This window comes from Pseudorhodobacter sp. MZDSW-24AT, from assembly GCF_002794355.1.
GTDB lineage: Bacteria > Pseudomonadota > Alphaproteobacteria > Rhodobacterales > Rhodobacteraceae > Pseudotabrizicola.
In genome coordinates, this window is sequence record NZ_PGOI01000002.1 from 370,741 (window position 1) to 379,611 (window position 8,871).

The 8,871-nt window shown below is 65.1% G+C and carries 7 protein-coding genes; all 7 read left to right on the plus strand.

Annotated features, from left to right (window positions below; all coding sequences use genetic code 11):
- Positions 1 to 13 precede the first annotated feature (13 nt).
- The 7 genes from CUR21_RS03375 to CUR21_RS03405 all read left to right on the plus strand — a co-directional run bounded on the left by CUR21_RS03375 (position 14) and on the right by CUR21_RS03405 (position 8,643).
- Entirely contained in the window at positions 14 to 1,195 is a 1,182-nt protein-coding gene (locus tag CUR21_RS03375) for an ABC transporter substrate-binding protein (protein ID WP_100195590.1), read from the plus strand.
- A 116-nt stretch (positions 1,196 to 1,311) separates the two neighbouring features.
- Positions 1,312 to 2,094: an ABC transporter ATP-binding protein gene (locus tag CUR21_RS03380; RefSeq protein ID WP_100195591.1), complete on the plus strand. Its 783-nt coding sequence runs from the start codon at positions 1,312 to 1,314 to the stop codon at positions 2,092 to 2,094.
- A gap of 101 nt (positions 2,095 to 2,195) precedes the next feature.
- The gene (locus CUR21_RS03385) at positions 2,196 to 2,906 is read left to right on the plus strand and encodes an ABC transporter ATP-binding protein (RefSeq protein ID WP_100195592.1); all 711 of its coding nucleotides are present in this window, start codon (positions 2,196 to 2,198) and stop codon (positions 2,904 to 2,906) included.
- A 3-nt stretch (positions 2,907 to 2,909) separates the two neighbouring features.
- Positions 2,910 to 3,920, plus strand: a complete 1,011-nt coding sequence (locus tag CUR21_RS03390; RefSeq protein ID WP_100195593.1) for a branched-chain amino acid ABC transporter permease — start codon at positions 2,910 to 2,912, stop codon at positions 3,918 to 3,920.
- A 23-nt stretch (positions 3,921 to 3,943) separates the two neighbouring features.
- Positions 3,944 to 5,263 (plus strand): branched-chain amino acid ABC transporter permease, encoded by a 1,320-nt coding sequence (locus tag CUR21_RS03395; RefSeq protein ID WP_100195631.1) that lies wholly within the window; start codon positions 3,944 to 3,946, stop codon positions 5,261 to 5,263.
- A gap of 260 nt (positions 5,264 to 5,523) precedes the next feature.
- A complete protein-coding gene (locus CUR21_RS03400; RefSeq protein ID WP_100195594.1) occupies positions 5,524 to 6,120 on the plus strand; it encodes a hypothetical protein in 597 nt (198 codons plus the stop codon).
- Between the two features lie 102 nt (positions 6,121 to 6,222).
- A complete protein-coding gene (locus tag CUR21_RS03405) occupies positions 6,223 to 8,643 on the plus strand; it encodes an FAD-dependent oxidoreductase (protein WP_100195595.1) in 2,421 nt (806 codons plus the stop codon).
- The last annotated feature ends 228 nt before the right edge of the window (positions 8,644 to 8,871 follow it).

The window sequence follows — 8,871 nt, forward strand, 5'->3', positions numbered from 1 at the left end:
AGGGAGACATTCAATGAAAAAACTGCTTCTCGCTACGGCCGCCACCGGTCTTTTCGCCGGGGCCGCTGCGGCTGAAGACATCAAGATGGGCATCATCCTCGGCTTCACCGGCCCGCTGGAATCCATCACCCCGAATATGGCCACCGGCGCCGAGCTGGCGATCAGCGAAGTGAACGCCTCGGGCAAGTTCACCTTGGGCAACGTCGTGCCGGTCCGCGCCGATTCGACCTGCATCGACGCTGCCGCCGCAACCGCTGCGGCCGACCGTCTGATCACCGCCGAAGGCATCAAGGCCATCATGGGCGCCGATTGCTCGGGCGTCACCGGTGCCATCCTGCAAAACGCGGCCCGCACCAACGGGATCGGGATGATCTCGCCTTCGGCGACCTCGCCCGCGCTCTCGACCGCCGAAGATGACGGCCTGTTCTTCCGCACCGCCCCGTCGGATGCCCGCCAAGGCGTGGTGATGACCGAAATCCTGATGGACAAGGGCATCAAGACCGTCGCGCTGACCTACACCAACAACGACTACGGCAAGGGTCTGGCCGACAGCTTCGCCGAAGCCTTCACCGCGGCCGGCGGCACCGTCACCATCAACGCCCCCCACGAAGACGACAAGGCCGACTATTCGGCAGAAGTCGCCTCGCTGGCCTCGGCGGGCGGCGAAGTGCTGGTGGTCGCGGGCTACACCGACAAGGGCGGCAAGTCGATCATTCAGGCCTCGCTCGATTCGGGGGCTTTCGACACCTTCGTTCTGCCCGACGGCATGGTCGGCCAGAAGCTGGTCGATGACATCGGCGAAGGCCTGACCGGCTCCTTCGGTCAGTATCCCGGCACCGACAGCCAAGGCGCCGAGCTCTTCCAAGGCCTCGCCACCGCCGCCGGATTCGACGGCACCTCGGCCTTCGCACCGGAATCCTATGACGCCGCCGCGCTGATCATGCTCGCCATGGCCGCCGCCGGGTCGACCGACTCCAAGGAATGGTCCACCAAGGTGATGGATCTGGCCAACGCCCCGGGCGAGCCGATCCTGCCGGGCGAACTCGGCAAGGCGCTGGAGCTGATCGCGGCCGGCACCGACATCGATTATGTCGGCGCGACCGCCGTCGAACTCATCGGGCCGGGCGAAAGCGCGGGCAACTACCGTGAGATCGAGATCAAGGACGGCAAGATCGAAACCGTCCGGTTCCGCTGATCGCGGCCAAAGGTCACCAAGCACGGCCCGGAGAGCGCTCCGGGCCGTTGCCACAAGCGAAGGCCTCCGCGCCCGGAAAATCCGGATGCTGCGACGGAAGGCTCAGGGGATGATGAATGATCCAGGTCGACAACCTTCACCGCCATTTCGGCGGCTTTCGTGCGGTGGACGGCGCCTCGCTCTCTATCGACACCGGCTCCATCACGGGCCTGATCGGTCCGAACGGCGCGGGCAAGACCACGCTGTTCAACGTGGTGGCCGGGCGGCTGAAGCCCACCAGCGGCACCGTGCGCATGGCGGGCGAAGACATCACCGGCCTGCCGCCGCATGAGCTGTTCCACAAGGGCCTGCTGCGCACCTTCCAGATCGCACATGAATTCGGCTCCATGTCCTGTGTCGAGAACCTGATGATGGTCCCGGGCGCCCAGATGGGCGAAACCCTGTGGAACGCGTGGTTCCGCCGCGGCGCCGTGCGCGCCGAAGAGGAACGCCTGCGCGCCAAGGCGCATGACGTGCTGAAATTCCTCACCATCGACCATCTGGCGGATCAGAAGGCCAGCCAGATTTCGGGCGGGCAGAAAAAGCTCTTGGAGCTGGGGCGCACGATGATGGTGGATGCGCGCATCGTGTTTCTCGATGAAGTGGGCGCGGGCGTGAACCGTACCCTTCTGAACACCATCGGCGACGCTATCGTGCGGCTCAATCAGGAACGCGGCTACACGTTCTGCGTCATCGAACATGACATGGAGTTCATCGGCCGCCTCTGCAACCCGGTGATCTGCATGGCCGAAGGCAAGGTTCTGGCGCAAGGCACGGTGGACGAGGTCAAGAATGATGAACGGGTGATCGAGGCCTATCTCGGCACCGGATTGAAGAACAAGGTAACGGCACATGGCTGATCAGACGCAGCTGATTTTCTGCGAGAATCAGAACACGCCCTCTGCTTGCGCGCAGAGGGACGACGCGAATTTTCGCAGAAAATTCGGGGGAGACCGGACCGATGGCTGAACCTTTCCTGATCGGTGACGCCATGACCGGCGGCTATGGCGGCGCCGACATCCTGCACGCCTGCACCATCGCGGTGGAACCGGGCGAAATCGCCGTCATCGTCGGCCCCAATGGCGCGGGCAAATCCACCGCCATGAAGGCGGTCTTCGGCATGCTCAAGCTGCGCGGCGGCAGCGTCCGGCTCAAGGGCGAGGACATCACCAGCCTCACGCCCCAAGCCCGCGTCGCCAAAGGCATGGCCTTCGTGCCGCAAACCAGCAACATCTTCACCTCGATGACGGTGGAGGAAAACCTTGAAATGGGCGCCTTCCTGCGCCGCGACGACATCAAGGGCACCATGGAACAGGTCTATGGCCTCTTCCCCATCCTCAAGCAAAAGCGCCTGCAACCCGCGGGCGAGCTTTCCGGCGGCCAGCGCCAGCAGGTCGCCGTCGGCCGCGCGCTGATGACCCAACCCTCCGTCCTCATGCTGGATGAACCCACCGCCGGGGTCAGCCCGATCGTGATGGACGAGCTGTTCGACCGCATCATCGAAGTTGCCCGCACCGGCATCTCCATCCTGATGGTGGAACAGAACGCCCGTCAGGCGCTCGAGATCGCCGACAAAGGCTATGTGCTGGTGCAAGGCGCCAACCGCTTCACCGGCACCGGACAGGCCCTGCTGGCCGATCCGGATGTGCGCAAATCCTTCCTCGGGGGCTGATCCATGGATATCCTGAACGCCCTCGTGGCCTTTCTCAATTTCGTCTTCATCCCCGGCCTTGCCTATGGCGCGCAGCTGGCGCTGGGCGCTCTGGGCGCCACGCTGATCTATTCGATCCTGCGCTTTTCCAACTTCGCCCATGGCGATACCATGGCGATCGGCACGGTCTTCGTGATCCTGCTGACATGGGGGCTGCAATCCATGGGCATCGGCTTTGGCCCGCTGCCCACAGCGCTTCTGGCCTTGCCCGTGGGCATCCTGCTCACCGCCCTCCTGCTTCTGGCCACCGACCGCGCGGTCTACCGCTATTACCGCCGCGTCAAGGCCGCCCCGGTCATCCTCGTGATGGCCTCGCTGGGCGTGATGTTCATCCTCAACGCCCTCACCCGCTTCATCATCGGCACCAGTGACATCAGCTTCACCGATGGCGAGCGCTTTATCCTGACCGCCGGCGATTTCCGCGCCGCCACCGGCCTTGCCGAAGGGCTGGCCATCCGCACCACCCAAGGCGTCACCGTCGTGGTGGCGCTGATCGCGGTCGCACTGCTGTTCTGGTTCCTGCAAAAGACCCGCACCGGCAAATCCATGCGCGCCTTTTCCGACAACGAAGATCTGGCGCTGCTGTCCGGCATCAACCCCGACCGCGTGGTCACCGTGACCTGGATCGTGGCGGCAGCCCTCGCCACCACCGCAGGCACGCTCTATGGCCTCGACAAGGGCTTCAGCCCCTTCACCTATTTCCAACTGCTGCTCCCCATCTTTGCTGCCGCCATCGTCGGCGGCTTGGGCAGCCCGCTCGGCGCCATCGCCGGTGGCTTTGTCATCGCCTTTTCCGAGGTGATGGTGACCTACGCCTGGAAAAAGGTCGTCACCTATCTGCTGCCCGACTCCCTCGCCCCTGATGGGCTCGTGCAGTTGATGTCCACCGATTACAAATTCGCGGTCAGCTTCGTGATCCTGATCATCGTCTTGCTGGTGATGCCCACCGGCCTGTTCAAAGGAAAATCGATATGAGCGGCGCACCAGCTTCCCCTTCGATGACAGCCGCCGCCCCGGCCCAAGGCCCGGGCCGCGCGCTGCTGCTGGCGGCCTTCGTGGCGCTTCTGTTTCTGGGCACCGGGATCTTCCAAAGCTGGACGCTGGCGCTGTTGATCGTGAACATGGCGCTGGTCTCCTCGATCATGGCGCTGGGGGTCAATATCCAGTGGGGCTATGCCGGGCTGTTCTCGGTGGGCACCATGGGCTTTGTCGCCTTGGGCGGCGTCTCTGTGGTGCTGATCTCCTCGGCCCCGGCACCGGGCGGCTGGGCCGCAGGCGGCCCCGGCATCCTTCTCGGGCTCTGCATGGGGGCGGCCACCATTGCCGCCGCCGTGATGGCCGCCGCGAAATTGCCCAAGGGCCGTGTCCGTGGTTTGGCCGTGGCCGCCATCCTGATCGCAGGCTTCCTGATCTTCCGCGCGATTTTCGATCCTGCGGTGCAGGCGGTCGAGGCGAACAATCCTTCGGTGCATGGCAATCTGGGCGGCCTCGGGCTGCCGGTCTTGCTGGCCTGGCCGGTGGGCGGGCTTCTGGCCGCCGCCGCCGCTTGGGCCATCGGCAAGACCGCCCTTGGCCTGCGCTCGGATTATCTGGCGATTGCCACACTGGGCATCGCCGAGATCATTCTGGCCGTGCTCAAGAACGAAGACTGGCTGGCCCGCGGCGTGAAGAACGTGATCTCGCTGCCGCGCCCTGTGCCCTATGAGGTGGATCTCCAACGCTCGCAGGCCTTCCTCGACTGGGCCAACAGCTTCGGCTTTGACCCGATCACCGCCTCCTCCATCGTGGTGCGGCTGATGTATACGGGCCTCTTTGCCATCGTGCTCTTGCTGCTGATCTGGCTGTCACAAGCCGCGCTGCACAGCCCCTGGGGCCGGATGATGCGCGCGATCCGCGACAACGAAGTCTCGGCCGAGGCGATGGGCAAAGACGTGACCCGCCGCCACCTGCAGGTCTTCATCCTCGGCAGCGCCGTCATCGGCATCGCGGGCGCGATGATGACCACGCTCGACGGCCAGCTCACCCCCGGCTCCTACTCGCCCTTGCGCTTCACCTTCCTGATCTGGGTCATGGTGATCGTCGGCGGTTCGGGCAACAACTGGGGCTCGGTGCTCGGCGGTTTTCTCATCTGGTGGCTTTGGGTGATGGTGGAACCGATCGGCAACTGGCTGATGACGGTCGTCACCTCCGGCATGGCGGAAGGCTGGCTCAAGGGCCATCTGATCAACTCCGCCGCCCATATGCGGCTGTTGACCATGGGGCTGATCCTGCTCTTGGTGCTGCGCTTCGCTCCAAAGGGCCTGCTGCCCGAACGCTGACCCTCTCCCCGGGGCGCAAGGCCTGATGCCGCGCGCCCCGGCGCAGATGTCGCCGCCTCCGGCGGGAGTATTTGGAAAAGGTGCAAGTCCTGTCGTGGATTTGCACCTTTCTTAAATACTCCCGCCGGAGGCGTCCCACAGAGGGTGCAAGGCGCGGCCTCGGGCCGTTGGCGCCCGCACCGCACCGGCGGCGGTTTCCATCCTCAAGCCTTCAGGCTATAGGCATCGCACCGGCCTTTCGCCGGGGAAAGGCGCTCTTCATGCTGTGGGACATTCGCAAGCAGATGCGACCGGCGCTCTCGGTCATCGACATGATCCCCAATGTGCACCGCACCCCGGCCCTTGCCGCCTTGCGCCGCGCGGTCTTCGAAGGGCGGCCCGCCACCTTGCGCCTGACCGACGAAGACCGGGAGCTTGCCTTTCACGATGCGCATGTGCAACTGACCTCGCCCATCGGCGCGCGGGTGCTGCGGATCCTGCATGACAGCGGCGCGCTCAAGCTGAAAAAGCCGCCCGCCAAGGCACTGCCCGCACTCGACGCCTATATCGCCACCGAAGCCGCCTTCCGGGCCGAGGTCGCGCGGATCATCGCCGCCGACACCGGGCGGCGCAACCGGATGGAGGCCATCCTCGCCGATCCTGCCAGCGCCCGCCCCGAGGACCTCACGCCCGAGCTGATCGACACGGTCTTCTCCGCCCGCCTTGGGCATGGCGCCACCGGCACCCTCCTCATCGCGGGCCTCGCCTGCCACCGCGCGCTGCTCCCCGGCGATCCCGACAGCCGCACCCGGGCCGAGCCCAGCTTCACCTGCTGGTGGACCGACGCCAGCGGCCAGACCCACGGCACCCCGGCCTGACGCCGCCACACCTACCCCATCCGCGACATTTCCTGTCGCCCGCTGACATGCCGCTCCCGCAGCGCCCCGCCACTCTGGCGCCATATCCAAGGGAGTCCTGACATGAAAACCCATACCCGCGTGGTTGTGATCGGCGGCGGCGTCGTCGGCTGTTCCGTGCTTTATCACCTCACCAAGCTGGGCTGGTCTGACGTCACCCTGATCGAACGCTCCGAACTCACCTCCGGCTCCACCTGGCACGCGGCGGGCGGCTTTCACACCCTGAACGGCGACACCAACATGGCCGCCCTCCAAGGCTACACGATCCGCCTTTACAAGGAACTCGAAGCCATCACCGGCATGTCCTGCGGGCTGCACCACGTGGGCGGCATCACCCTTGCCGACAACCCCGCCCGGTTTGAGCAGCTCAAGGCCGAACGCGCCAAGCATCGCTACATGGGGCTTGATACGGAAATCCTCGGCCCCGAGGAGATCCACAAACTCACCGATGGCATGGTCAACCTCGAAGGCATCCTCGGCGCGCTTTATGATCCGCTCGATGGCCATCTCGACCCTTCCGGCACCACCCACGCCTATGCACGCGCTGCACGCATGGGCGGGGCCGAGATCATCCTGCACAACCGCGTGCTGGAAACCAACCCCACGAAAGACGGCTGGGAGGTCGTCACCGAAAAAGGCACGATTCACTGCGAACACCTCGTCAATGCAGGCGGCCTCTGGGCGCGCGAGATCGGGGCCATGGCCGGCGTCTACCTGCCGCTCTTGCCGATGGCGCATCAATACCTCGTCACCGACGACATCCCCGAGATCATGGATATCCTGAAACAGGGCCGCGAATTCCCGCATGTGATGGACCCGGGCGGCGAATCCTACCTGCGCCAAGAAGGCCGCGGCCTGTGCATCGGCTTTTATGAAAAGCCCTGCGAGCCTTGGGCCGTCGACGGCACACCTTGGACCTTTGGCCATGAACTCCTGAACGAGCAATTCGACAAGATCGAGGATTCCGTCAATTTCGCCTACCGCCGCTTCCCCGTCCTCGAACGCTCGGGCGTCAAGCGCGTGATCCACGGCCCCTTCACCTTCGCCCCCGATGGCAACCCGCTGATCGGCCCGGTGCAGGGGCTGCGCAATTACTGGTCCGCCTGCGCCGTGATGGCCGGCTTCAGCCAAGGCGGCGGCATGGGCCTTGCGCTGGCCCAATGGATGATCGAAGGCGAGGTCGAACGCGACCCGCGCGGCTTTGACGTCAGCCGCTTTGGCACCTGGACCAGCCCCGGCTATACCGTGCCGAAGGTGATCGAGAACTACCAGATGCGCTTCTCCGTCTCTTACCCCAACGAAGAACGCCCTGCCGCCCGCCCCTTCCGCACCACCCCGATGTATGAGGTGTTCGATCAAATGAACGCGGTCTGGGGCCAGCAATACGGGCTCGAAGTGGTGAACTACCACGCCCTGCCGGGCGAGCCGCGTTATGAGGAACCCTCCTTCAAACGCTCCAACGCCTGGGAAGCGACCAAGGCCGAGGTGATGGCGGTCCGCAATGGCGTCGGCATCAACGAGGTGCAGAACTTCGGCAAATACCTTGTCACCGGCGCAGGCGCCCGCGCGTGGCTCGACCGTATCATGGCGGGCCGCATCCCCAAACCGGGGCGGCTCAGCCTGACCCCGATGCTCGCCCATTCCGGCAAGATCATCGGCGATTTCACCGTCACATGCCTGTCGGAAACCGAATTCCAGCTGACCGCCAGCTATGGCGCGCAAGGCTGGCACCAGCGCTGGTTCGAACAGAACGCGGTTGAAGGCGTCCGGGTGGAAAACATCTCCGACGCCCGCTCGGGCTTTCAGATCGCGGGGCCACAGGCGCGCGCGCTCCTCGCCCGCGTCACCCGCGCCGATGTGTCGGCCGAAGCATTTAAATTCATGGATGCCAAACGCCTGACCATCGGCATGGCCAATTGCCTTGTGCAGCGCGTGAGTTACACTGCCGATCTGGGCTTTGAAATCTTCACCGACCAGATGTCGGTGCGCCATCTGTGGGAGACGCTGACCGCGGCAGGCAAAGACCTTGGCCTCCGCCCCTTTGGCATGCGCGCCATGATGTCCTTGCGTCTGGACAAAGGGTTCGGCTCTTGGGGCCGCGAATTCAGTCCCGATTACACGCCCGCGGAAACCGGGCTCGACCGCTTCATCGCGTGGAACAAACCTGCCGACTGGATCGGCAAGGCCGCCGCCACCGCAGAAAAGGCCACCGGCCCCAAACGCCGCCTGACCCAGTTCATCGTCGATGCGCGCGACGCCGATGTGGTGGCGTGGGAGCCGATCTGGCTGAACGGCACGGTGCAGGGCTTTTGCACCTCAGGGGGCTACAGCCACACCACCGGGCAATCGGTCGCCATGGGCTTCCTGCCCGCAGACCAGATCCGCGACGGGGCCGAGGTGGAAATCGAAATCCTCGGCGAACGCCGCCCCGCCCGCGTCCACCTTGCCCCCCTCTGGGACGATGGCGGCCGCATGCGCGCCTGACCCGACGCCCCCCGCCGTAGGGTGGGTGGTTCCGGGGCAAAGCCCCGGGTTCACCCACCCCTCCCCACCCCCGCCCACACGCGCCCCCGGCGCCTCGCCAATCATCACGCCCGCGTCACAGCCCCCCCTGTGACCCAATCTTCCCTTGCGGCGCCCGCCCCACCCGGCCAGACTGCACGATGGAAAGCCGCGGCACTTCTTAACGAAAGATGAATCCCACACGGTCAA

Excerpts from the sequence above, each read along its gene's own strand:
- CUR21_RS03375 (WP_100195590.1), top strand. The coding sequence starts at position 14 with ATGAAAAAACTGCTTCTCGCTACGGCCGCCACCGGTCTTTTCGCCGGG.
- CUR21_RS03380 (WP_100195591.1), top strand. The coding sequence starts at position 1,312 with ATGATCCAGGTCGACAACCTTCACCGCCATTTCGGCGGCTTTCGTGCG.
- CUR21_RS03385 (WP_100195592.1), top strand. The coding sequence starts at position 2,196 with ATGGCTGAACCTTTCCTGATCGGTGACGCCATGACCGGCGGCTATGGC.
- CUR21_RS03390 (WP_100195593.1), top strand. The coding sequence starts at position 2,910 with ATGGATATCCTGAACGCCCTCGTGGCCTTTCTCAATTTCGTCTTCATC.
- CUR21_RS03395 (WP_100195631.1), top strand. The coding sequence starts at position 3,944 with ATGACAGCCGCCGCCCCGGCCCAAGGCCCGGGCCGCGCGCTGCTGCTG.
- CUR21_RS03400 (WP_100195594.1), top strand. The coding sequence starts at position 5,524 with ATGCTGTGGGACATTCGCAAGCAGATGCGACCGGCGCTCTCGGTCATC.
- CUR21_RS03405 (WP_100195595.1), top strand. The coding sequence starts at position 6,223 with ATGAAAACCCATACCCGCGTGGTTGTGATCGGCGGCGGCGTCGTCGGC.